At 41.4% G+C, this 26,564-nt stretch carries 15 protein-coding genes and 1 tRNA gene; 8 read left to right on the forward strand and 8 right to left on the reverse strand.

All coding sequences use genetic code 11. The annotated features are described in order from the left end of the window. Positions 1-31: 31 nt before the first annotated feature. The 5 genes from rsgA to IPM48_04560 form a co-directional block, all read right to left on the reverse strand. Positions 32-982 (reverse strand): ribosome small subunit-dependent GTPase A, encoded by a 951-nt coding sequence (gene rsgA, locus IPM48_04540; protein MBK9270843.1) that lies wholly within the window; start codon positions 980-982, stop codon positions 32-34. Beyond that, positions 979-1,746 (reverse strand): geranylgeranylglyceryl/heptaprenylglyceryl phosphate synthase, encoded by a 768-nt coding sequence (locus IPM48_04545; protein MBK9270844.1) that lies wholly within the window; start codon positions 1,744-1,746, stop codon positions 979-981. The genes rsgA and IPM48_04545 overlap by 4 nt, the downstream gene beginning before the upstream one ends. A 205-nt stretch (positions 1,747-1,951) precedes the next feature. Next, on the reverse strand, positions 1,952-2,503 hold the full coding sequence (locus IPM48_04550) for a redoxin domain-containing protein (GenBank protein ID MBK9270845.1): 552 nt from the start codon (positions 2,501-2,503) through the stop codon (positions 1,952-1,954). 56 nt (positions 2,504-2,559) lie between these two features. Continuing rightward, positions 2,560-4,044 carry a cysteine--tRNA ligase gene (locus IPM48_04555; protein MBK9270846.1) on the reverse strand — a complete coding sequence of 495 codons (1,485 nt, stop codon included), beginning with the start codon at positions 4,042-4,044 and terminating at the stop codon, positions 2,560-2,562. 545 nt (positions 4,045-4,589) lie between these two features. Then, positions 4,590-4,674, reverse strand: a tRNA-Leu gene (locus IPM48_04560). A 343-nt stretch (positions 4,675-5,017) separates the two neighbouring features. Between IPM48_04560 and IPM48_04565 the strand changes: the two genes are divergently transcribed. Further along, positions 5,018-7,150 (forward strand): T9SS type A sorting domain-containing protein, encoded by a 2,133-nt coding sequence (locus IPM48_04565; GenBank protein MBK9270847.1) that lies wholly within the window; start codon positions 5,018-5,020, stop codon positions 7,148-7,150. Between the two features lie 507 nt (positions 7,151-7,657). On the opposite strand, the gene uvrB is transcribed toward IPM48_04565, so the two are convergent. Further along, positions 7,658-9,685 carry an excinuclease ABC subunit UvrB gene (uvrB, locus tag IPM48_04570; GenBank protein ID MBK9270848.1) on the reverse strand — a complete coding sequence of 676 codons (2,028 nt, stop codon included), beginning with the start codon at positions 9,683-9,685 and terminating at the stop codon, positions 7,658-7,660. A gap of 44 nt (positions 9,686-9,729) precedes the next feature. Between uvrB and IPM48_04575 the strand changes: the two genes are divergently transcribed. After that, the gene (locus IPM48_04575; protein ID MBK9270849.1) at positions 9,730-10,500 is read left to right on the forward strand and encodes an alpha/beta fold hydrolase; all 771 of its coding nucleotides are present in this window, start codon (positions 9,730-9,732) and stop codon (positions 10,498-10,500) included. A 13-nt stretch (positions 10,501-10,513) separates the two neighbouring features. Here IPM48_04575 and IPM48_04580 read toward each other — a convergent pair whose 3' ends face one another. Further along, on the reverse strand, positions 10,514-11,374 hold the full coding sequence (locus tag IPM48_04580) for a lysophospholipid acyltransferase family protein (protein ID MBK9270850.1): 861 nt from the start codon (positions 11,372-11,374) through the stop codon (positions 10,514-10,516). Between IPM48_04580 and IPM48_04585 the strand changes: the two genes are divergently transcribed. The 6 genes from IPM48_04585 (at position 11,343) to IPM48_04610 (ending at position 24,685) form a co-directional block, all read left to right on the forward strand. Then, positions 11,343-14,306 carry a GH92 family glycosyl hydrolase gene (locus tag IPM48_04585; GenBank protein MBK9270851.1) on the forward strand — a complete coding sequence of 988 codons (2,964 nt, stop codon included), beginning with the start codon at positions 11,343-11,345 and terminating at the stop codon, positions 14,304-14,306. The genes IPM48_04580 and IPM48_04585 overlap by 32 nt on opposite strands. Continuing rightward, the gene (locus IPM48_04590; protein MBK9270852.1) at positions 14,303-15,277 is read left to right on the forward strand and encodes a N(4)-(beta-N-acetylglucosaminyl)-L-asparaginase; all 975 of its coding nucleotides are present in this window, start codon (positions 14,303-14,305) and stop codon (positions 15,275-15,277) included. The genes IPM48_04585 and IPM48_04590 overlap by 4 nt, the downstream gene beginning before the upstream one ends. Positions 15,278-15,572: 295 nt before the next feature. Continuing rightward, positions 15,573-16,247 (forward strand): response regulator transcription factor, encoded by a 675-nt coding sequence (locus IPM48_04595; protein MBK9270853.1) that lies wholly within the window; start codon positions 15,573-15,575, stop codon positions 16,245-16,247. A gap of 175 nt (positions 16,248-16,422) precedes the next feature. Then, positions 16,423-20,322: a T9SS type A sorting domain-containing protein gene (locus IPM48_04600; GenBank protein ID MBK9270854.1), complete on the forward strand. Its 3,900-nt coding sequence runs from the start codon at positions 16,423-16,425 to the stop codon at positions 20,320-20,322. Positions 20,323-20,534: 212 nt separating this feature from the next. After that, positions 20,535-23,654, forward strand: a complete 3,120-nt coding sequence (locus tag IPM48_04605) for a gliding motility-associated C-terminal domain-containing protein (protein ID MBK9270855.1) — start codon at positions 20,535-20,537, stop codon at positions 23,652-23,654. Between the two features lie 47 nt (positions 23,655-23,701). Then, positions 23,702-24,685, forward strand: coding sequence for a PorP/SprF family type IX secretion system membrane protein (locus IPM48_04610; GenBank protein MBK9270856.1), 984 nt, complete (start codon positions 23,702-23,704; stop codon positions 24,683-24,685). Between the two features lie 22 nt (positions 24,686-24,707). Here IPM48_04610 and lnt read toward each other — a convergent pair whose 3' ends face one another. After that, positions 24,708-26,522 carry an apolipoprotein N-acyltransferase gene (gene lnt / locus IPM48_04615; GenBank protein ID MBK9270857.1) on the reverse strand — a complete coding sequence of 605 codons (1,815 nt, stop codon included), beginning with the start codon at positions 26,520-26,522 and terminating at the stop codon, positions 24,708-24,710. Positions 26,523-26,564 lie beyond the last annotated feature (42 nt).

Genomic DNA, 26,564 nt, shown 5'->3' on the forward strand with positions numbered 1-26,564 from the left:
TACTATTTAACCTTTACTATTTAACCTTCCCCTAGTATTTCTTCTTCCGTTCCCAATAATTTTGACCCTCCAATTCTTCACAGATCGACAAATAGCTTTGATAGCGAAGGGCAGAAATTTCATTGTTTTCAATGGCCTCCTTTACGGCACAACCGGGTTCGTTCCGATGGGTGCATAAATTTCCAAATCTGCACCGGTCCGAAAATTGAAAAAACTCCTTAAAGTTGTGTGCCACATCCATCACCTCCATGTTGTTGAATCCAAGGGTCTTAATGCCTGGTGTGTCAATGACAAAAGTATTTTCACTGATTTCGAACATCTCAGCAAAGGTGGTCGTGTGGGTTCCTTTTCCGGTATAATTGCTCAATGCAGAAGTTTTCAGATCCATCTCCGGATCGAGGGCGTTGAGTAAACTGCTTTTACCCGCACCGGATTGACCGGCAATCAGGCAGGTTTTATTTCTGATCAATTCCTTTAGTTGATCAATGTTGCTGTGATGGATGGTCGAAACCGGCAAGACAGAATATCCTATGCGCTGATACATCCATTCGACTGCTCTAAAAGTCTCCCAATCCTCTGCATCCCAAAGGTCTGATTTGTTGAACAATATCAAAACCGGGATATCGCGGGGTTCGGTGGTTAATAAAAACCGATCGATAAAACCCAGTTTTAAATCAGGTTCTTTAATGGTGGAAACAACGATGGCAAGATCAACATTGGCAGCAATGAGGTGAATCTGGTGTTTTTTGCGCGGACTCTGGCGTGCAATAAAATTTTTTCTGGGCAGAATGGACTGAATAATTCCCTGCTCGTCTCCCTCTTCCGACAGATTGACAAAATCACCAACGGCCACAGGATTCGTAAGTTCTTTTTCCAACAACTTCATTTTTCCTGCAATTCTGCATTTAAGGGTTTGCTTTGTCTCAGGAAGATACACTTCGTACCAACTTCCGGTGGACCTCTTGACCAGACCTTTTTTCATGAATCGATATGAATTTGATGGGCATCATCTCTTGCCTGAATGAGTTCTGTTACGAGTTGAGGATTTTGTTCCAGTGCATTCCCAACAACGATCAGATCTACCCCATTTTTATAAAGGTCAAAACACGCCTTGCCATTTTTGATTCCACCGCCCGTGATCAAAGGAATTTGAATACTTTGTGATACACAAGAAACCATCTCATTGCTGATTGGAGTGCTTGCTCCACTGCCAGCTTCCAGATAAATTAACTTAAAACCCAATTGCTCCGCTGCAATGGCCGTAGCCAGGGCGAGTGGGAAACGATCTGCCGGAATAGGAATGGTCTGGGTGATATATGCAGTGCTGGACACCTGACCCCCATCAATCAAAATATAAGCCGTTGGGATGATTTCCAATCCGGAGTTTCTCAAGGTCATTGAAGCTTCCACCTGTTTGCCAATCAAATATTCGGGATTTCTGCCAGATACCAGGGATAAAAGCAATATGGCGTCTGCGCTGTTGTGAATTTGCATTCCATTTCCCGGAAAAATGACAACCGGAATGTTTGTCTGAATTTTAATCTTGCGAATCAGTTCCGGCATCGCATCATCTAAAATCAAGCTGCCGCCAATAAAGAAAAAATCTACTTTGCTTTGAATGGACTTTCTTAAAATTAAATCAAAATCAACAGACTTAATATGATCCGGATCCAACAATACGGCCAGGCTCTTCCTTCCCTTTTGTTTCTGAAGTAGAATTTGCTTGTATAAATGGTCCTTATTCATTCGATTCACACACAAAGTTAATTCTTAATTGGCCATTCGCGATATACACATCAAGGATGAGTCTATTGATTGAGATCCATAGGATAAAACGGCTGCACCATCCGGGTTATCCTTTGTAGTTGTGGTCGACAAAAGTAGTCTGTAAATCATATTATCCATTGAGCTGGTAGTTTTGATTGCTTAGTATTGATATAAACCGGCCTATCTAATTTTCATTCAACAAAACCCTGATTGTACTGTCTATCCGGTTAAACTGACGGATGCATTCACTGTGTCCTTCCACAAAATCCTTGTGGTATTCTCCTCCCTCATGAATGTAGCGGATGACTCCCTTTTTATCCAACAAAAAACTGACAGATGTAAAGTCTTTTGGGCCATCTTCCAGCCAGTACCTGTTTAGATTTTTCCATTGAGCATCTTCTGCGATTGGAAAAGTAAAATTCTTATCTTTGATATATTCATATACTTCATTTTCTTCCAACTTGCGGGGAGCGGGTTTCGGATGGTAAATGCCTAAAACGACCAGTCCTGAATCTGACAATGTTTGATGCCATTCGTTGAGCGCATCCGCAGAAGCAATACAAAATATGCATTCGTCTGTCCACCAGCGGATCAGTACTACTTTGGATTGTAATGACCGAAGAGAAGGTATTTCTTTGTTCCACCAGCGCATGCTTACCAATTCGGGTGCTGGTTTACCCAGTTGTGCTCCTTTCGGGATGCAACCAATCAACATAAACATACAAAGTATCTGCATAAAGATTTGAATTGCAGATACGCTTCCCAAAAAAAATCGGGACCTTGGTGGAGGAATTAATTCCTCATCCATTCGGTGCCATCCTTGCCATCTTTGAGCAGAATGCCCAATGCAGAAAGTGAGTCTCTGATTTTATCCGAAGCCGCCCAGTTTTTCTGGTCGCGGAGGTCTTTCCGCAGATCGATGATCAGGTTCATCAGACCTCCCACCGTTTTAGCATCAGATGCTTCCTGCTCATTCTTAAGAGCGATGACCTGATACACAAAATCCTGCACAAATGCGCACATCTTTGTCCAGCATGAAGCACCTATTTCAGAAGGGTTGAGATGTCCATCTTTGATAGAATTGATGAGACCAGTCAATTCAAAAATACCGGACAGGGCATTTGGCACATTAAAGTCATCGTCCATGTTGGCCAAAACACCATCCATCATTTTTTCTATATCGATATCTTTATTCCCTTGGTCCGGCAAGTCTGGTTGAAATTCAGCCGCGATGCGCAAGGATTCCATTAGTCTTTTATAACCTTTTTCAGCTGCTTGCAAAGCTTCATCCGTGATGTCCAATGGGCTCCTGTAATGTGCCTGCATCATAAAAAATTTAACCACCATCGGGCTGTAAGCCTTGCTGATGTGCTGACTTTCTCCGGTGAATAATTCCGTTGGAGAAATGGTGTTTCCATCGGACTTGGACATTTTCTTGCCGTTGAGCAGGAGCATATTGGTATGCAACCAATACCTGGAAGGAGCATGTCCGCAGGAACCCATATTTTGAGCGATTTCATTTTCGTGGTGTGGAAATTTGAGGTCGTTACCGCCTCCGTGAATGTCAAAGTGCTCGCCAAGGTATTTGGTGCTCATTGCGCTGCACTCCAGATGCCAGCCCGGAAAACCAATGGACCAGGGTGATTCCCATCGCATGATGTGCTCTTCTGTGGCTTTAATCCAGAGTGCAAAGTCTGAAGGGTGGTTTTTTTCATCCTGATTCTTCAGGTTGTCCCGAGACTCCACGATCAACTCTTCTATGACGCGTCCGCTTAATTTACCGTAAGGATGGCCATCTTTCACAAACTGAGGGGTATCAAAATAGACAGATCCATTTTTTACATAAGCATATCCACGGTCCAGAATATCCTGCACCATTTTGATTTGCTCAATGATATGACCGGTAGCCCTTGGCTCAATACTGGGTGACAGGGTATTAAAGATCTGCATCATTTCATGAAAGCCATTCGTGTACTTTTGCGCCACTTCCATTGGCTCTAATTGTTCTAAACGGGCCCCTTTGGCCATTCTATCCTCCCCATCGTCCAGCAGATGCCCCACATCCGTGATATTCCTAACATAGCGAACTTTGTATCCGGCTTTCATCAGATAGCGATAGATGATATCGAAAGAAACAAAGGTTCTGCAATTGCCCAGGTGGACGTCGTTGTAAACCGTTGGGCCGCAGACATACATTCCGATTCTGCCTTCCACAATAGGGGTGAAATCCTCCTTCTCACGGGTGAAACTATTGTAAATGCTTAATTTTCTTGTCATTGTGCAAAGGTAATGCAGCTTCGATGTCCCACCAAACGTTCAAAACTTATTAACAGGGCCGGGAAGAGAATCCGTTGACAAGATTAAATGGGCCTGCGACATTTCCAAAATCATACCAATTTTCAGTTTTGGTATAGTTTTTGTTCAATAAAAACTGATTTTGAATGAAAAATAACTGAAGAAGCCATTGAATGAATGGAACCTTGTGATTTGATCCGGATTATACAATAGACCCTTCAAAGATCTATTTACCAATTTCCAAGGAATACATTCAGGATACGATTCTTCAAGCAATTATTCAAATTGCGTGCCAATCCGAAGTTTACCGAACTACTGTAAGTAAAATTCGCAATCACGCAGCTTGTTTTTGGAATGAATCCTGATACGGATATTAAGAATGAATGAATGGATGAAACCAGTTAAAAGGCGCTCATTTTCGGATGGCGCCTTTTACTATTTTAAAAAATGAGGTCTTTCGATGCCAATATTACTGGACAGCCTTGCCAACGCCCAGATTTATAGAGTGATAAAATTGTAGTAGGAAGTACCGAAAGTGGGACTCGAACCCACACGACTTTAAAGGTCACTGGATTTTGAGTCCAGCGCGTCTACCAGTTCCGCCATTTCGGTATTCGGAAGGGATGGCAAAGATAGAAAGATTCTTAAAACGAAAACAAAAAATGGGGATTTGTCATAAAATAGCGGTCCTCCAGTGATGTATATGGATTTTGATCATTGTTTCTCAGGTAAAAAGATATTTGAATTAAATAAATATTATATCTGGATCAGTTTTTAGAAATAAATTTTAATTTTACATAGTTGTCTGCTTCCACAAATATCTTATTTAGAAATAAAATTCGATGCAGCATCATTTTGTCAAAATTTAAAGTTTTGTATGGTGAAAACATTTCTTAGCCTCTTAATATCATTTACATATATTTTAAAAATTGAATCTCAGAACTTCTGGAAAAAAATGAATGAAACTCCCTATTGCCTAAGTCAAGGAGTAGGTATTGATCATAAAGGTAATGGCTATATTTCGACATTTATGCACGAAGGTGTATACCAGTTTTCTTTTGAAACTCCATCTTTACAGGTAAATAAATTGCCAAAAATTTCTCCATTCGTGTTTAAAACGACCCCACAGACTGTAATTTCCTTGTTTGTTGATCCGTCTGATCAAGTATATGCCATTCGAGAAAGTATTCCTTACATTTATAGAAACGGAATCTTTACCATTGATTCCTTACTTCCACCCAATAACCTTAAACTTCCAGTTGCCTATGAGAATACAAAAATGGATAATGAGGGAGAGCTATTCTTTAGTTTTGGTGACATTTACAAATATAGGGAAAAGTGGAACAAAAGAAATTTAATCAAAGTATTTATTCAAAATCTGGTATTTGATTATTTTCCTTACGACTATAATAATAATTATGCGATCACAAATATATCAGATGACAATAATGGAACCAGAGTTTATCACTACAATTCTGAAGATTTAAAATACAAAAAAATAATTGAAACAAATCAAACAATTTTTCGCAAGACATCTTATATTTCACCATCAGGTCATGTCTATTTACCTTCTACAAAAGGTTTATTACACTATTGGGATGAAGGTGAGAAAATAGAAATTCCAATCTTAGATTCTATTTCTGGTGCTCATATTCCTACTATGGGAGCATTTGGGTGCAAGCAAAATGACTGTGTGCTTGTCAGGAATTCGTCTGGTTTTTATTCCACCAACGATAATGGGGTTTCATGGACAAAACCCAAAAGTATAAATTTAAATTTTCCTGAAGGCGAAATCATTAACCTTGAATTATATGATAGTATCAGAGCCATAGTCACAATAAAGGAGAGTTGCGAATTGGCCCCTAGACCATTTGTGATAACCAAGGAAACTGGCGGTTGGACTCCTTTGGATATTGGCGAAAGTTATATGGAATTGAGAAATTTAATTGAAGATAAAAATGGCCGGCTTTTTGCTTTTATGAATCAATGTCAATGGGCTGTTTCTATAGATAAAGGGAAAAATTGGGATGGCATTCTGTTAAATAAACTTCCCCTACCAAGTCTTATAATAAATGAAGAAAATGAGCTACTAGGATTTGAATATGGAAAGGATAGCATATTGTATAAAAGTAATGATCTGGGTAAGAACTGGATTCCTATCTATACATTCAAAGGTAGATTGTTGTTTGTCCACAATTTAACGCGCAATCGCATGATGGCAATTACAGACATTACTTGGTTTTCACCTAATCCAAGTTATCATTACTATTATAGTGAAGATGGAGGTAAAAACTGGATTTTGCAATATGAAGGTAATAATCCGAGTGTTCCTATTGGAAGAATGGTAATGGATCCAAATGGAAAACTTTTGGCTTGGGACCGTACCGTCCTCTTATCTTCCACAAATAAAGGGAAAGTCTGGCAAATTGATCCTCAATACAGTCGAATGAAAAATTTGGAGTCAATTTATTTTGATGAGGATGGCAAAACCATTGTTTCTGGTTATCTTGATGGGAAATTTGGACTCTACCAAACTTCTGATTTTATTAATTTTGATAATCTTCTCATTCAAATTCCTTCTAACCCATTCTATTTGGAATATCTTGGAGAAGGTAAAATGGCTGCATTTGGTGGGAATAAATCAAATTACCTGTTTTTCTCATTTGATTACGGTCAAAGTTGGACAGATATATTAAATGACCTCCCCATTGATCAAACACTACGGGAAATAGAAATTACTGATTTTTTCATTGATAAACAAAATCATTTGTACTTAACAAATTTTTACGATGGAGTTTATCGGACATTTCATCCACTTACTTCCACGCAGGATATTCAAAAAGATAAGTTGATTTCCATTTATCCCAACCCCGCTTCTGATCAACTCACGGTGTCTTTAAAAGAAGCGTTTTCAAATTTTCCAGTCCGGTTGGTGATACAAAATATGCTTGGACAGACGGTCTTAGAAATGAAATTATTAAGCTCTCATAACAATGTAAATCTAAATCAGCTTCCTGCAGGAATATATGCTGTGGTCATTTATCATCAAGATACTTTAAAGCATAGAGAAATGATGATGAAGAAATAAAACAATTAAAAAAGAGATTGTTGATTCTTGAGGAACTTGCCTTTCAAATGGCTGTCCAATATTTTTTTTCTACCTCCTTTCGATTTTTGCTAAATGATCGAAATAACTTTCGGTTCCTGTGCTTAATCATCGAATTTCATGGACAAGAATAAAAACATTCGTTAGACTGAGAGTCTTATATTCAATGATAATTCTCGAAATAAAAATTGCATTTCAAAATCAAATCTTGAACTTTTAACGACACTTTGATAAGTTCTTGGCTTTAAGTAAGGGATAACTCAAAATTCAAAACTCAAAACTAACAACTCAAAATTCAAAACTCAAAACTCAAAATTCAAAACTCAAAACTCAAAATTCAAAACTAACAACTCAAAATTCAAAACTCAAAACTAACAACTCAAAACTCAAAACTAACAACTCAAAATTCAAAACTCAAAACTAACAACTCAAAATTCAAAATTCAAAACTCAAAATTCAAAACTAACAACTCAAAATTCAAAATTCCCATCAAATTCCCTGCAATTTTTTCTTAAGCGCCTGCATCTCATCCCGGTATCTTGCTGCTGTAATGAAATCAAGATCTTTGGCTGCCTCTTTCATTTTTTTCTCAGCCTCAAGGATCAGCTTTTCAATTTGCGGTCTTGATAAATAATCGACCAAAGGATCTGCTGCCATTGACAATGGTTCGTCCGGTCCGGTGTATATTTTGCTGCCCTTTCCTCTTAAATCCAAGATGGAAGATTTTTCCATGATTTCTTCTCTCGATTTACTCAAAGTAGTCGGTGTGATCCCGTGTTCAACATTGTAGGCCATCTGCTTTGCCCTTCTTCTTTCTGTTTCTTCAATGGTTTTGCGCATGCTGTCGGTCATTTTATCTGCGTAAAAAATGACCAGTCCATTGGCGTTTCTCGCGGCTCTTCCGGCTGTTTGTGTTAATGAACGTGCGTTTCTTAAAAAACCCTCTTTGTCTGCATCGAGAATGGCCACCAAAGAAACTTCCGGCAAATCCAATCCCTCTCTCAACAAATTGACGCCCACCAACACATCAAATTCTCCCAACCTAAGATCCCTCAGGATTTCAACACGTTCCATCGTGTCCACCTCCGAATGTATGTATTTGCACCTCAGATTCAGATTTTGAAAATACTTGGACAGCTCTTCTGACATTCGTTTGGTGAGAGTGGTAACCAATACTCTTTCTCCTTTTTCTTTTCTTTGCTGAATCTCATCCAATAAATCATCGATTTGATTCATGGAAGGGCGCAGGTCGATGGGAGGATCGAGCAGTCCGGTGGGTCTGACCACCTGTTCTACCACCAATCCTTCAGTTTGCCCCATTTCATAATCCGCTGGCGTTGCACTCACGAAAATAACCTGGTGAATCTGTTGTTCAAATTCTTCAAAACTCAAAGGGCGATTGTCAAGGGCAGATGGCAATCTAAATCCAAATTGTACCAGGTTCATTTTTCTCGCACGGTCACCTCCCCACATGCCTCGGATCTGAGGTATGGTCACATGACTCTCATCAATCACGAGCAAATAGTCATCCGGAAAATAGTCCAGTAGGCAAAAAGGCCGGGTGCCCTGGACCCGCCCGTCAAAAAATCTCGAATAGTTTTCGATGCCACTGCAATATCCCAATTCACGCATCATTTCCAAATCCAATTGGGTGCGTTCTTCAATCCGTTTGGCTTCTAAATATTTTCCTTCAGAAATAAAATATTTTTTCTGTTCAAACATTTCATTCTCGATATGTACCAATACAGATTTAAAACGGTCTTTGGGCGCAACGTACAGGTTTGCCGGAAAAACTGCAGCAAAATCCATGCTGCTGATCTTCTTCCCTGAGCTGAGTTCAAACTCATCGAGTTGCTCGACCTGATCTCCAAAAAAATGGACGCGAAGCCCTCTTTCAATATACGGTAGATGAATGTCCACGGTATCACCTTTTACCCTAAACTGTCCTCTGTTGAGATCGCTTTCTGTCCTGCTGTACAGACTGTCCACCAAACGGTACAAAAACTGATTTCTCGACAGTATCTGTCCCTTTTGCAACCGAATGATTCCGGCTTTGTAGTCTTCCGGATTACCCATTCCAAATATACAGGACACCGTAGCCACAACAATCACGTCCCTCCTCCCTGATAAGATAGCAGAAGTGGCCTTCAGTCGGAGTCGATCCACTTCCTCATTGATCGAGAGGTCTTTTTCGATGTAGGTATCTGTGACCGATACATAGGCTTCCGGTTGATAGTAATCGTAGTAACTTACAAAGTACTCCACCGCATTGTCCGGAAAGAACTCCTTAAATTCACCATACAGTTGTGCCGTCAGTGTCTTATTGTGCGACAAGACCAAAGTGGGCTTGTTGGTGGCTGCAATGACATTTGCAATGGTGAAAGTTTTTCCCGATCCGGTGACACCCAACAAAACCTGGGCGCGCTCATTGTTGTTTATTCCTTCCGTAAGTTGACGGATGGCATCCGGTTGATCTCCTGATGGTTGATAGGATGAATTTAATTTGAAATCTGACATATTGTGATTAATCTAAAACCTGCAAAGTTAAATCAAACCCCTTGATGGAGAGTGTTAAATTGCATTTTAAAAAACAAGGTTCGGGACCAGCGCTTTATATTCTGCATGGATTGTTGGGAAGTCTGGACAATTGGCAGACCGTGGCCAATTCTTTGACAGATGAATTTACCGTCTTCCTTGTGGATTTGCGCAACCACGGAAGGTCTCCACACACTCAGGACATGAACTACCCGCTGATGGCCGCTGATGTTCTGCAACTCATCGAAGAACAGTCCACCGAACCTGTATTTATCCTTGGTCACTCGATGGGAGGAAAAGTCGTGATGCAATGTCTTGCTGAGAATTCTGATTTGTTTAGAAAAGCGATCATAGCCGACATCGGACCCAAAAAATATGCAGGTGGTCATGAATCCATTCTGCAAGCCATGAGCAGTATGGATTTATCGCAACTGGCAAAAAGATCTGACGCCGATGAATTATTAAAAATAAGTATTCCTGATTTTGGGACCAGACAATTTATATTGAAAAATCTGGATAGAGCATCAGAAAATGGTTTTCAATGGAAGTGCAATTTAACTGCAATCATCGCCAACTATCCCAAAATTATGGATAAAATTAAATTTGAAAATCCAGTCGCAACACCCGTTTTGTTTTTATCCGGCGGAAATTCCAATTATATTTCTTTGGATGATCACAATTCCATCCGTTATATGTTTTCAAAGGCCCAATTTCAATCTATCACAGATGCCGGTCATTGGGTTCATGCGGAAAAAACAAAAGAAACGATTGAGGCCATCAAAAAATATTTTGGTTGAAGAAAATATCATTTCATTGTCGTTGATGCTTCCACCTCTTATGCGACCAAAGCCAGTCTGATGGATTTTCCCGAATGGTTTTTTCCAGTCGCGACATAAACAATTGGGTCAACTCTCCTTTTGCAAGTTCAGATGGTTTTTCGCAAAGCATCGCAAATTCCATTTGATAATTGGATCGACTGGTCCTTTTCATCTCCATATAGATGACCGGTAATTGATAGGTCGTTGCATATTTCTCAAGACCATGCAAACATGCAGTATCTCTTCCAAAAAATTTCACCCAAATGGCATCACGGATGTTGGAGGGATTTTGATCTGATATCAATAAGATCAGTTTGCCTTTGGGAATTTCATCCTGAATAAATCGGGTCTCATGGGTGGTCAATAGTTTCATAGTGCATTTGGCCCTCAGTTTTTTGATATAATCCTCCACCCATCGGTTGTTGATTTTCTTGTAAATGCCAATTGCTTTATGTTTAAAGCGGTATCCGATGGACAAAACTGCCCATTCCCAATTGGCGTAATGTCCGCAAACACAGATGACAGATTGACCTCGATTCAAATATTCTTCCACCATCTCTGCCCGGATGATCTTGGTTCGATCCGCCAGCCGAATCTCGGACATGCTTAGTCCTTTGATAGACTCCAACAGCACATCGGATAAGTTCAGATAACTTTGGCGAATGGTATGATTAAGTTCAGAAGGTGAAAGCTGTGGGATACAATTCTTCAGATTTTCTTCCATGACCTTCCTGCGGTATCTCAGTACATTCCTTAGAAACCATGACAATATTTGCGAAGCCCTGTTGACGATCGCAAAATTCCACCAACTGAAGTTCCAGATGACAAATCTAACCAAAAAATATACCAGCATATTGGCCGCAAAAATAATCCAAAGTCAAGTGTTGGGCCTGAGCTATATTTGGACCGCGATGCATAAAAAAGGAATATGGCTTTGCCTCTTGATACATTTGTTTTTTCTGACCCATTTGTCGGGTCAACTCTACCGCCATGTCAATCCCTTTATTGGCACCGGTGGTCATGGTCATACCTTTCCGGGCCCTGTGCGACCTTTTGGAATGGTACAGCTGGGTCCTGATACCCGATTGGAAGGTTGGGATGGATGTTCCGGATATCACTACAGCGATTCTGTGATTTATGGCTTTAGTCACACCCATTTGTCAGGTACAGGTGTCCCGGATTATTGTGATGTGTTGATCCAGCCGGGTACCGGGAAGTTATCGATCCAGGATGGATTTGAGCGTCTTCCCAATATCTCCTCTCCTTTCAAAAAGAAGAATGAGAAAGCCGAGGCGGGTTATTATTCGGTTGTTTTGGACCGTTACAAAACAAAAGTAAGCCTAACCACTACCCTCAGAACCGGCCTGCACCAGTATGAATTCCCGGATCAGAACAAAGAAAAATGGATCGCGATTGATTTGAGACACAGGGACAAAATTTTATCTGCAGGGTTTGAAAATATCTCCAAGCAGTCGATAAGCGGGCATCGGTTTTCCTCGGCCTGGGCCTCGGACCAGAAATTATTTTTCCACATCAGGACCTCGAGTCCCATCCAAAAACATCGGATGAGCAGGGATTCGACCCAGCTGATTTGCTTTTTTGATCCTGCTGTAAAAACTGTTCTCCTGCAATGCGCCATTTCTCCCGTGGATGTGAGTGGTGCTGAATTCAATATGGAAATGGAATGGGCCGGATTTGATTTTCAGCAAACTTTATTCGATTGCAGAGAAGCCTGGGAAAATATATTATCGCGGGTCAAAATTAAGGACGACAAGTGGCAACAGGATCAGTGGTCGATTTTTTATACCGCGCTCTATCATCTCTGTATTCACCCTTCCCTCTATCAGGATGCTGATCAGCGGTACAGGGGCATGGATGGAAAAATTTACAAAGGCAATCGAAACTATCCAAGATATACTGTTTTTTCTTTGTGGGATACGTATCGCGCCGCTCATCCTTTCTATCAACTGGTGTATCCTGATTACAATTATCATTTCATCCAAAGTTTTTTAGGCCAGTTTAAAGAAAGTAGAAGGTTGCCGGTATGGGAGCTCAGCAACAACGAAACTTATTGTATGATCGGCAATCATTCCTTACCGGTACTGTCTTATGCGGTCTTAGATAAGCATCCTGCCTTTCCTTTAAAGCGCGATCCTTTGGCTGCCGCTGCAAAAGCGACCATGGCCTTGGATTTTTCCTGTCTGAATAATTTTAGAACCGGATATATATCTTCAGATCTATGCAGCGAATCGGTCAGCAAAACTTTGGAAAACAGTGTGGACATGGCAGCATTGGATTTGTTGTTGGGACAGGATGGTGAGGAGAAGTATTATTATCAAAATTTATTCAATCCGGAAACCGGATTTTTTCAGGCAAAATTAAACCACAAATTTCTAAGTCCCTTTGACCCACGTGAGGTGAATTTTCATTTCACCGAAGCGAATGCCTGGCAATATGTCTTTGGCGCCCACCATGATCCCGTTGGTATGATGCAATGTTTTGCAGCCGGCAACCCACTAAATCAAAGAAATGCTCTGGAAAAAAAATTGGATGCAATGTTTACAGCAGAATCCAAACTTACAGGCAGGGCTCAATCGGATATCACCGGACTGATCGGACAATATGCACACGGCAATGAACCCAGCCATCACGTGGCTTATCTGTACAACTATGCAGGAAGGCATGATAAAACGATAAAGTATGTGAGTTATATCATGCAGTCCTTTTATCACAACAAACCCGACGGATTGAGTGGAAATGAAGACTGTGGCCAGATGTCTGCCTGGTATCTGTGGAGTACTCTGGGACTTTATCCGCTGATGGCGGTTACGCCTTTGTTGGATCCCGGTGTTCCGATGGCAGATCAAATTACCATCAGTCCTGCCATGTCCAGTTCGATTGTGATCAAAAAAGATCAAAATCGGGGTCAAAAACAAATTGGGAAAATCCTTCACAATAAAAAGCATGTTCAACAACCCATTCATTTAAGACCGGGTGATCGGGTGGTTTTCGAGTACAGTGATACTGATAAATGGAATACCTACAGTGATGAATGGTTAGACCTACAAACCAATCACTACAAACCCATGCCTTATCTCTATAAAGGAGACAGGGTTTTTGATAAGACGCAGGAAATCCAAATCAAATCACTTTATCCTGAAAACATCTTTTATCATGTAAAGTCAGAAGGAACTCAGAAAAAAATATACCAGAATCCCATCCGTATTTCTTCATCAGATGAAATTTGTTTTCAGCTTGAAATAAATCAGGACCACAATAATTGGTGTTGTGCAAAATTTGACCCCCGACCCTGCGGCTTTCAATTCAAGCTGATGACAGAATACGCGCCTGTGTATTCTGCAGGCGGAGATCAGGCCATGATGGATGGTTTGAGTGGAAGCAGGGATTTCAGAGATGGCTTGTGGCAGGGATTTTTCGGCACAGATGTAGAAGCTGAAATAATTTTGGATTCAATACAGCATTTAAAAAATATTTCCATCTCCTGTCTGCAGGATCAAAAATCCTGGATTTTATTGCCGAAATGGGTTGAATTTATATTTTCATCCGATGGCATCCGATGGCAGGAACCTGTTAAAATCGGACATGATGTTTCTGCTTCAACAGATGAATCTCTGACCCATCGGTTTGAATCCGAATCTACAGGACCCATCAAAAAGATAAAAATCAAAGTGCACAATGCGGGACCCTTGCCCGAATGGCATTTGTCCATGGGCGAGAAGAGTTGGTTGTTTATCGACGAAATAAAACTGGATTTTCAAAAATGAATCAAAGAAGAGCGTTCTTTCAGAAATTATTAGCAGGAGTAGGTGGGCTTTATACCATGTCAGCCATGGATAGCTTGCGCTGGTTGAGTGATTCCAGCGCAAAAAATCCCGGCAGGAAATTGATTGCCACCTGGAAAAATTTGGATGCCGTCAAAGCGGCTTGGGCCATCCTTAATGAAAATGGTTCTGCATTGGATGCCGTAGAAGCCGGAGCCAGAATACCGGAAGCTGATCCCAAAGACACATCGGTCGGATACGGTGGGTTTCCGGATCGTGATGGCGACGTCAGTCTCGATGCCTGCATCATGGATCATCTGGGCAGATCGGGTGGCGTGATGTTTGTTCAGAATATCATGCATCCAGTATCCCTGGCCAGACTGGTCATGGAAAAAACCCCCCATGTGTATTTGGCTGGAAGAGGTGCTGAACTGTTTGCTGAAGCCAATGGATTCAAGAAAGAAAACTTATTGACACCAGTTGCTGAAAAAGCCTGGAAGGAATGGTTGCAAAAGTCGGAATACAAACCGAAAATAAACGCAGAGAAACATGATACGATAGGAATTTTGGCCATGGATGCCCAGCAGCGCTTGTCGGGAGCTTGTACCACATCCGGACTCGCCTTCAAAATGAAAGGTCGAGTCGGCGACTCTCCCATTATAGGTTCAGGCCTCTATGTGGACAATGAGTATGGCTGCGCCACAGGCACTGGTTTGGGAGAAGCTGTTATTCGAAAAGTAGGTGCCTTTTCCATCGTTGAGATGATCCGCCAGGGTATGCATCCACAAAAAGCCTGCGAAAAAGCAATTAAAAGGTTGACCGACATAGCTGACTATGGCGAATTCCAGGTGGGATATATCGCCATGGACAAAAAAGGTAGATTTGGCGCCTTTGGGCTAAGACCCGGATTTCAATACACCTCAGCAGTCAATGGTGAAATCAACTGGTCAAACGCAGGATCATTATTGGGATAAGCCTGCAGTTTCATATACAATCCATCACTCCGCCACTACACATTTGTAAAATTTTGTTCAATCCGCTTTTGATAGAGACAAAGAATTGTCTTCATGTTTCATATTACAAAAAAAAATAAATTAATTTTTTCTTGAAATTAAATTCAAATTTCATTTATAGTATTCGGAACACCACAATTTTATACATTTTTATTTTTTAATTCATTGCAATTTCCTTTTTGTGGACGTCATTTAGAACCGGATTTTGGCATTGGATTTGCAGTGTTTGCGCAGAGACATATTAGACCAAGACTATATGCGTAATCTGAAAGTAGGAATTGTTGACGACCACGTATTGTTTCTGAAGGGTTTTCAACTTCTTCTTCAGACACTGGCGATCAAGGATTACAAATTGGATATCACCCAATCTGTGAGCGATCATGAAAAATTGATTTCCAGTCTTTCTTACGAAGTATTAGATCTGATATTTCTCGATTTGAATCTCGGTAATGCCGATGGAATCAAGTTGATTCCAACATTCAAAACCCGTCTCCCTGAATGCAGGGTGATTGTAGTCTCTGCCACGACCGAACCAAAGACCGTGCGGGAAGCATTCCGGCAAGGTGCTGATGGTTATCTGTCAAAATATTCCAATCCGGAAGATATTGTACAAGCCATCCAAACAGTGATGCTTGGTGAAATTTACCTTGGACCTGGAATACGACCGAACAAAGTAGATTTGAAAAATCCGGTAAAAGCAGAAACTGCTGTTTCAATGAACAGATACAACGCAAAGTTTGTGCTCACCAAAAGAGAAATAGAAATCCTCGAAAAGGTGATGCAGGGAAAGTCTTCCAAGATAATCGCGGCCGAAATGTACATCAGCAAAGAAACGGTCAACGTGCATCGAAGAAACATGATGAAAAAACTGGGCGTAAATAATTCGGTAAGACTTGTCAAGCTGGCAAACGAGCTGAATTTGATGCAATAAATTTTATAACCATTCACACAAAACTCAATTGGCCTTCGGACTCCGGTCTGTTGGAAAATTGTCCATAGAAATTTTTGTAATTACTCATATCCATTTAACTGAAAGTATTCACATGAAAAAGCAAATGTTTACTCAAGAATCGAACACGATTTTCCTCCGAACTAAATCCTTCTGGATGAGCATCGGAACAATCCTGTTTATGGGGCTTTACCTGACCAACACCAATGCACAGGTTTGCCCGCTCAATTGCAATAACCTGGTGCAGGTATCGCTGGAAAGAGATTGCCAGCTGACCATTACACCAGCGATGTTGTTGCAAAATCCTGGTGCACCTCCAACCTGTATTTATACTGTGGTGGTGTATGGCACCAACAACCAACCTTTGCCACAACCAGTGGTCAACTCTACCCATGTCGGTAAACGACTAAAGGTGTCAGTTACGCTAGCCAATGGCAATAGTTGTTGGGGTGAAATCCTGGTGGAAGATAAATATCCTCCTGAGGTCATTTGTCCTCCGGATGATACTGTTTTCTGTAACAGGACCAATTATCAATTGATACCGCCAATTGTAACAGAGTTTTGTTCTCCAGTGACCAGACATACCATTGAAGACAAAATGGAGATGTTTAATTGTGCTTCCAACCCTTTGGATTCTATCATTGGAAAAAGAACCATCCGTTACTATTATACGGATGCAAGCGGCAACCGGTCAGATACCTGCACCCAATGTGTTTACTTCGAGAAATTCAGAGAAACTGACATTGATTGGCCGGGAGATGTTACTTTTTATTGCAACAACCACGACACCATTCCACCTTTGGATTCCACAGGAGTTCCGGAAGTAGATGGAGAACCCATTTTCCCAACTTGGGGGGCTTGCAAAATCGTAACTACTTATGAAGACCAATTTATTCCGGTTTGCCCAAAATCATTTAAAGTAATCAGAAAATGGACGGTTATCGACTGGTGTATGCCATCACCATTTAATATTTACATACACAATCAATTGATTAAAGTCGTGGATGACAGAGGTCCTATTTTAACTTGTCCTGCACAGCTTACCGTGAGTACAGATGTGTGGACATGTACAGGAACTGCCATTGTTCCTCTTCCGCTTGCCATTGATTGTTCCAATATAAGCTATGAAATCGGATATAAAATTGCAAGTCCCGGAGGAGCACCGACTTTTGAAGGAACTTCTAAAAATAACATCACTAGATTGGCCAATGGTTATATGATTACTGGTTTGCCGCTCGGTACCAGTTGGATCGTGTACAGAGGTACCGATGAGTGCAATAATTTTGCGGATTGTAATACACAAGTCACCGTAGAAGACCAGGTACCACCTGTGCCTGTCTGTGATCAAAAAACAGTCGTCTCTTTGACTTTGGATGGAACTGCCAAAATAGAGGCGTTTACTTTTGACGATAGGTCCCATGACAATTGTGGTATATCCTACTACGAAGCAAAGAGAATGGACAATGGATTTCCTTGCAATGACTCAGCCCGTAGCAGCCAGTGGGGACCTTATGTCTATTTCTGTTGTGACGACATCAACAAGACCATCATGGTGTCTTTGAGAATATGGGATTACAACAACAATAGCAATGTTTGTATGGTGGAAGTGGATGTGCAGGATAAAACGGTCCCATTGGTGGTGTGTCCTCCGCACATTACTGTGAGCTGTAAGTTTGATTATACGACTTACGATGTCTTTGGAACCGTCAGAAAAAATATTTCTGACCGAAAGAACATTGTAATCAAAGATTCAACCGCCTCTTTCAGTGGCCAAAAGATAGACGGCTATGCTTTTGATGGTTGCGGATTTGACCTCGTTGAAACACCAACTGTCAGAAGAAATTGCGGTAGAGATACCATCTTCAGATTGTTTGAAGCAACGGATAAGGGAGGTCTTAAAGGATCTTGTATTCAAAGAATCGTCATCAAAGATTACGACCCTGATAATATAAGCATCACTTGGCCTGATGACTATATCACCAATACGGTTTGTATTCAAATGGAAAATATCAATCCTGATAGTACAGGCAGACCATTAATTCGTGGTGCAGATAAATGCAACAGCATCTTTACAAAATATACGGATCAACCATTTATCAATGATCCCGATGCATGCATTAAAATTATTAGAACCTGGGAAGTGATTGATTGGTGTATCTACCAACCCAACAATCCTGAAACGAGAGGATACTGGCAATGGAAACAAATTGTCAAAATCATCAACAAAGTTCCTCCTACATTCGTCAATGATTGTAAAAACGATACAGTAGATGTATTTGGACCTGGTTGTGGAGGACATGTGGATCTTATTGGCTACGCCATCGATGATTGTACAGACTCTCTAAGTTTAAAATGGTATTATGAAGTGGATCTCTACAATGATGGCAAAGCAGATTTAGGATTCTCAGGTGCCAGTAGAAATGCCAGTGGAAATTATCCGCTCGGAACCCATAAAGTTACCTTCAGGGTATGGGATGGTTGTGACAACTTAAGTTTCTGCAGCTTCTTGCTGACGGTCAGAGATGGTAAGAAACCAACTCCATATTGTCACAGCTCCATTGTAACGACCGTTATGCCTAGCGGAAAATTCGTGGAAATCTGGGCGAAAGATTACAACATCAATTCAGAAGACAATTGTACGCCCAAAGACAGTTTGAAGTTTTACTTTAAAACGGATACAACTTATCACAAAAGCATGAGACTGGATTGTGGCAATATCGGACTCAACATCATCAGAATGTATGTCTTTGATCAGGCCGGCAATTCAGATTACTGCGAAGTGACCATTGAGGTACAGGATCCAAACAAAGTTTGTCCAAACAGTCTGACCATCCAGGGTAGATTGACTACTGCGAGCAACAAAGCATTGAGCAATGTGGAAGTACAACTTGAACGCAGCAATCCTTCAAGTTCCGTATTGGCCTATACAGATGCAAATGGTGTCTATTCTTTCAATACGGTCAGCGCCAATTTGAACTATGTCGTCAGACCCATAAGAAACAATGATTTTGTCAATGGTGTAACCGGACAGGATATTGTTATGATCCAAAGACACATCCTGGGTCAGGAAAACCTGAATAGTCCGTACAGAGTCATCGCGGCGGACGCCAATTTCAATGGCTTTGTGACCGCAGCGGACATTACTGAAATCAGAAAATTGGTACTCGGAGTGATCAATCAATATCAAAACAATAAGTCCTGGAGGTTTGTACCTATGGCGCATCAGTTTGCTGATCCAAACAGACCCGCTCCATATCCAGAGACCCTTGTATTCAATCCGATCAATAAAAATGAAATGAATTCCAATTTTTATGCAATAAAGATCGGCGATGTTTCAGGAGATGCGAAGCTAAATGGTGCGAGCAAAGAAGCAGAAAGCCGCACAACACCAGTGGTTTTGGTGGCTCCTGAGCGAAATTATGCGATCGGTGAGGAATTGAGGATTCCGATCAGAATGGAACAGAGCATGGGCTTGTCAGGATTACAGTTTGGTTTATCCTATGACATGAGCAAATTGAGTTTCATTGGATTTGAAAAAGGAATACTCGAGATCGATGAGGCTGAATACCATCATACCAATGGTCTGGTAAAAATGATCCACGCTTTGGAGACAAATCGGATGACCCAAAAGAATGAAGTCCTTTTCTATCTGGTCTTCAAAGCACTGGATGAAGGATCTTTAGAGAATTCCATTGATCTCACACAGGGTCAGGACTATCATTCTGAAATTTACGATGAATATATTACAGCCAATGACCTTGAGCTGAGCTTCAGAAGTACAGAAGAGCCATTAAGAGGTATAAAGTTCTTTGAATGCGAACCCAACCCATTCCAGGGCCAAACCCAGATAAGTTTTGAATTATCTGAAAGTCAATTTATTGAATTTGTACTATACGAGATGAACGGAAGGGTTATCCGAAAAGTGTACAAAGATTACCCGAGAGGTACCCACCAATGGATCGTTAAAGGGAATGAGCTCCCCGGAAGTGGTGTTTACTTCCTGCAAATGAACAGTGGCGAAACGACAGAAACCAGAAGACTGGTTTATATCAAATGATAAAGGATTGAGTAAATGCAGTGTGTTGGCCTGATTGTGACGAAAAGTCGCAGTCAGGCCTTTTTAATATCTTTTTAATTTCTTTAATTCCTTTAATATCAGCTATAAATCAAAATTTTAAATATTACATTCATTTTATATGTCTATTAAGTGAAAAATCGCTTATCTTTGGGCAGTTTTAGAAAATGGTGTATTACCCAAAACAGTTGTCTATGAAAAAATTAATCTTTGCCATTCTACTCCTCATCACAGGTTTAAATACAGATGCGCAAGTTATTTTCAAATTTGGAAACGTCAGTGGTGATTCAAGTACTACGGTGGACGTTCCAGTTCTGGTAGATGGATTTACCAATGTTCTTTCCACTCAATATTCGGTCATTTACGATTCGCTGGTTTTGGAAATTGTAGATGTCGTGAATCGTCATCCGCAATACAATGTCAATTTTACCGATCACAGGACCGGGGTCAGACCAAAAAATGGCCAATTGGCTTTTCAGTGGGATGAGCCCAATCTGACCGCCATCACCCTTCCGGCCAATTCAAAGTTATTTGATATCCGGTTTAAATTAATTGGGCGTAAATGCGATTCATCTTTGATCTCATTGAGCAGTACCCCCACTCCGGTTGAAATTCTCAATGGCAATGGTGATCCCATTAACGCCAGCGGTCAAAATGGAAAGGTTAAAATAAACGGAACCAATTGCCCCGGAGGAGGAGGAGGTAATCCAAGCGATGTCATTTTCATCGCCTCGAGTGAAACAGTACCCAAAGGCGATAGTGGCTGTGTGACCATTTCGGTGAGAAACTTTAGAAATATTCAGTCGATGCAAGCCAATCTCAAGTGGGATAAAACGGTGGCCAGGTTTAGTTCTGTCCGGAATATCAACAGTGGATTGGGCGGCTTGAATTATGGGGGAACCATGTTTTTGAGTCAAGATTCTACTGAATTGAGATGGCTTTGGTCACATCCACAGGGACAGTCAACAACACTTGCTGATAATTCGACCATTTTTCAGGTTTGCTATACTGCCGTAGGGAATGATATGTCCATGACAGACATCAATTTTATCAGTACTCAGACCAATGTCATCGAGGTGGTAGATGTCAACTCCAATGTCCTCAACACCCAACTTGTCAAAGGAAAATTCACCGTCATTGTCCCTCCAAGCACGATCACTCTAATCACCAGAGATACCACAGTGATTGAGGGTCAGGAATACTGTATGCCCATTTTAGTAAAAGATTTTACCTGCATCGAAGCTTTCCAATTTGCGATGCGGTTTGACAATACCAAATTGAGATATAAAAGAATCAGCGGTGCCAATCTGAGAATTGGTCCCGGGGATGTCGAGGTGAGCAACGATTCGATTCGCGTAATCTGGACGGCCATCGACCTGATGCCGGTCACATTAAACGACGGCACCATATTATTCAATATATGTTTTGATGTCATTGGTAATTGTGTCATGACCACCAAGCCTACATTTATCAATTTGGGCAGTTCTCCGATTGAATTCACAGCAGCTTGCGGAAGACCGCCGATGCCTGCATTTTTAAAAGTTGAAGGAACCATCACCATCAATTGCCCTTCCGCCGGAGTAGATTGCGATATCACAGGAGTCACTCCTGCCAAGTGTTTTGGTGAAAACTCTGGTTCAGTGAATACCACCGTTACAGGAGGATCCGGTAGTTATACCTACAACTGGATCAATGATGTGACTGGATTACCCGTCAGTCCTACTCCAAGTCCGGCTGCCAATCCAACCAATCTGGCCGCAGGCAGGTATCGATTGGTAGTAAGAGACAACAATGCACCTTTTGACAGCTGCGTCAGTGCTAATTTTACCATCAGCCAACCAGATGAAATAATCATCAATTTTTCCGTCACCCATGAATCCTCTGTTAGAAATGATGGGACCATCCAAGCCAACGTGACCGGAGGTTGTCAACCCTATAAATACAGATGGTTTAGAGTGCCGGTCAATAATCCGGTAGACACCATCAATAGCAGGGTAACAAACCTCAGATGTGGTAATTATGCATTGAGCCTTACAGATTGCAATGGCTGTGTAGCCAGAGATACCACAAGAGTCAATTGTTTTACCGAAGATCCCACTTGTTCAATCACCATACTTGATAGCATTCGTTGTTTTGGAGATTGCACCGGTAGAATCCGTGTAGAAGTCAATGGGGGCACCATACCATTCAGATACAATTGGAGTACGGACAGTACTGGAATTTCTGTTTCTAGATTATGCGCGGGATCCTATACGGTGACCGTCACAGATGCGCTCAACAGAACCACCACCTGTACCATCAATCTGACAGCTCCTGATAGCATTAAAATTGTTGTCGATAGCATTGTCGGCACAAATGCCAGTTCGGGTAGAGCAAGAACAACTACCACCGGCGGGACTGCCCCTTATACTTATGTATGGACCAACAGCTCCCAAACCATAGTCAGCAATTCAAAAGATCTGTTGAATGTTCCTGCTGGCACTTACACTTTGGTGGTTACAGATAAAAATAATTGTACCAAATCCATTCAGGTGGTTATTCCTACAGAGATGGGTGGGGGTGATTCACTCCAGGTCAGTATTGCCATTAGAGATGCCATCAGCTGCAATGGTGCATGTGATGGTAGTATAATTGCAACAGTCACCGGAGGCAGCGGAACCCTGATTTACAGATGGTCTCATCAAAATAACCTCAACAGCAATATTGCTTCTAGTCTATGTCCTGGCACCTACCGCGTGACCGTCACCAGTTCAAATGGAACAACAGCCACCGCGGGACCACTGACCCTTACGGAAGCCCCGGACATCAATATCAATATCAGAAGAATCAGTTGTGAATCTGATCAATCTGCCGCTGACGGTAGTTATGAGGCATTGGTAAGTGGTGGAGTGAGACCTTACACATACAGCTGGTGCAATGGGGAGATTGCTTCCACTGCAACCGCATTAAATGCGGGTGAATGTAGTGTGACTGTGACCGACGCCAATCTATGCACTAAAGTCCTTCGATTTACGGTATGCTCTGAAGATGTCAAAGCAGACTGTTTTGCAGGAAGGCTTGCCATTTCTCCGAATGGAGATGGAGCCAACGACAATTTAGTAATCAGCTGTTCTGAAAATTTTGCCAACATTCTTCAAATCTTTTCCCGCTGGGGTCAGCTCGTGTACCAGGAGGTTGATTACGCAAATGGATGGTCCGGAGTAGATTTGGATGGTAATATCCTTCCGGACGGTACTTACATGTGGGTACTCACGGTCAAGGAACCCGGCAAAAATGATGTGTTGTACAAAAGTCATGTCACCATTGTCAGATAAGACCACCCTAAATGAAAAATTCTCTTCCAATTTTTAATAGAAAAAACATGAGAAATTTATTACATATTTTTTTAAGCTCTTTTTTGCTGGTGGTCGTGTTTGGACTTCATGCACAAGACTACGCCAAAGCCATAAAAACACCGGCGGTTTACAACCATTATACCCTCAATCCTTTTTTGATCAATCCCGCGCATTCGGGCTTTGACAAAACAAATAGACTTTTGTTGAATTTCAGAAGTCAGTGGGCCGGATTTGATGATTCACCAAAAGGAATTACCCTTGGAATCAATGGTTCTCCAGCCACCAATATGGGATTGAGCGGTTTGGTATACAATGAAAATTTTGGCGTCGCCAATCGCTTCAATGGTCAGGTCAATTATGCCTATCATTTTAAAGTGAGTGAAATGCACAAATTCTCTTTGGGTCTAGGAGGAACTTATATCCAATACAGTTTGGACAACAGAACCATTACAGATCCCAATCACCAGTCACCGGATCCCATTATCAACCGGGCAGTGAATGGTTTAAATTATTTTGGGGCTGATTTTGGATTTTGGGGTGAATTCAACAAAAAGATCCGAGTGGGAATCACTTTGCCTCAATTTGCTTTGGTAAGGTTGGACAATGAGGTTCGCGCCAAAGATTCTGTGAGCAATGTCAACTTCATAGGATTTTTGGGTGGTGTCTGGGATATTCCTTCTTACAGATTGACCATCGAGCCCTCCGTATGTGTTAGAAAAATCTCGGATGTTCCTTTTGGAACTGATCTCAATGTATTGTTCAAAATGTTGGAGGATCGCCTGACAGGAGGTTTTACCTACAGTTTTGGGCCCTCTGACAGCAGGGTTTCCTTTTTAGTCGGAGTGCGCATCGAACAACTCAGGTTTTATTACAGCTATGACCAAACTTATCAGACCTTCCAAAATTACAATGGCGGTTCTCATGAGCTGACACTGTCCTTTGATTTGGGAAGGAAAGGTAAAGCAGTACCGGCCAATGACTCCCAAAAAGAGATGATGGAAGTGAAGTAATGCCTTTATTGCCTTCTATCTCTTAATTGATTTTCATAAAATCCTTGCTTTTGGCCATCAGTTTTTGATATCCAGCCAACGCTATTATTGTCAACATAATCGCCAACGAGATAAACCTGCTTCCATAACCAATCAGGTCTCCGTACTTTGCAAAAAAACTAGTCCTGTCGGTAAAACCAACAGTCTCGCGAATCGCAATAGGAATGTCATAGGCAGTGGCTTGACTAATTTCGCCTTTTACATTAATAAAACAAGAGCTTCCTGAATTGGCAGACCGGATGACTGGCCTCCTTAATTCGATGGCTCTTAATTTGGAAAATTCCCTGTGCTGAATATAACCAGGTGTATCGTCCCACCAACCATCATTCGTCATCACAAAAATGGCCTGGGCTCCATTTTTCAGGTACCCACGCATGTAATCTCCATAAATGGATTCGTAGCAGATCACCGGGGCAATGATATGATTTCCATTGATAAAAACTTCTCTGTTTTCCTGAGTAGCCAAACCCTCCAAGGAACCTCCAAGCTTGTCCACGATCGGTTTTAAAAAAGGCAACCATTCGCGATAAGGGAATATTTCGGCACCAGGTACCAATCTGCTTTTTCTGTAAAGAGGAATGCTGTCTGAGTTTGCTTTAATCTGTATGGCCGCATTTTCAACTTCATAATATTTTTCAGAAGCCGTTTGTATGAATTTTCTGCTGGCCCGCCCAGGTGTTTCAGAATCCGATAGTTCGCGTATACTCGTGATACCAGTTACAAGGGCCAGATCTGGGAATGAATCCAGAAAATTCTTCCAATACTGAATTCTGGGATCACCCTTCAGGTGGTTGCTGCGCAGCACTGCGCCGGCTTCACCAAAACTCGTCTCTGGAAAAACAAGGTATTGGGTACTGGGGCGAATCACCGTCCTGGAAAGAGAATCAAATCGATGAAATTGAACAGATTCACCAATCTCGAACTTTTCATAATGTGGTTCAAAATTGGCTTGGACCACCGCAATTTCCACTTCTTTTTCTGGCTCAGCAGTACGGAATAAAATGACCCATGAAAAGCAAACCGGGGCGAGGATAGCCAACAAAATCGCTGAGCCTTTTATTTTATGGGTCCTCCATATCGTGTGAATAGAATGCTCTCCGGAGTATATCGGCCTCCCTCCAAATTGGTGAATGAGAAGATTTATGAGAATGGTCCATGCCGTACCGCCAAAAGTTCCGGTAAACTCGTACCATTGGACCCATGAAACGAAGCCGGACCAGGCGTTTCCAATGGTTAGCCAGGGCCAGGAAATTTCCCATTGATGGTGGATTTGCTCAAACGCAATCCAATAAAAGAGAAAAGGCCAAAACCCAAGTCCTGGCAGATATTTTTTTGTTTGTAAGCCACACCATACAGGAATAAGCATCAACATTGAATTAAGCCAAATGGCTACGATACCGGGCATTAGGGCTGCGTTGGCCACCCACCAGGTGGTAAGAATATTCCACAATACGAAAAAATGAAAAATCAAAAACCAACTTGATTTTTTTTTGAGTAGAGCTTCATCCATCAAATGGAACAAAGGCAACAACGCAAATAACGCGAATGGTGTAAGCGAATAAGGAGGAAAAGCCAAGCTCAATAATATGGCTCCTGTACTTGTGAAAAGTAGTCTTTTCCAAAATTCCGGAACAGTCTTAAACTGGCTCTCAAATGCAAGAACAATGAGCATCCAAGCACTCAGAAAAAACAACAAAGGTAGTACTCCCCATAGGGGTAGGATGGACATCCTCCATGCCACCAATGAAAATACAAAAACCAAGGCTATGACAATAATTAATTTAAGCTTGTTTTTCATTCTGTGGTGGTAGCCTTTTTATTTAGGGATAAAAAATATCCG

The organism is Saprospiraceae bacterium (assembly GCA_016715965.1).
Classification (GTDB): Bacteria; Bacteroidota; Bacteroidia; order Chitinophagales; family Saprospiraceae; genus Vicinibacter.